We start from the raw sequence: 249 nt of genomic DNA on the forward strand, positions 1-249 counted from the left end.
CGGCCGGATGACAGGCTGTCAGTAATGCGCATCGCGGTTTCCAGACCAAGATCGGCCTGAATCAACACATCTTCCAGTTCCTGCAACGTATCTTCATCCAGCTTACGCTTGGTGAAAATACCACCGATCGAATCACCAAGCTGCTGTGACGAGCGCGATAAACCGCTGCGTAACCGCTCGAACCATGACTGTTTCTTTTCCAGCTCAGCTTCAACAACAACCGGTTCCTGTTTTGCTTCAACCGCTTTG

At 51.4% G+C, this 249-nt stretch carries 1 protein-coding gene; it reads right to left on the reverse strand.

What is annotated here, in order from left to right; translation table 11 throughout:
- Positions 1 to 249 (reverse strand): signal recognition particle receptor subunit alpha (locus HBA93_RS22465; protein ID WP_221724713.1); only part of this gene is annotated, 249 nt, incomplete at both ends.

The sequence above is a fragment of the Ochrobactrum sp. SFR4 genome (genome assembly GCF_019730395.1).
Lineage (GTDB): Bacteria > Pseudomonadota > Alphaproteobacteria > Rhizobiales > Rhizobiaceae > Pseudochrobactrum.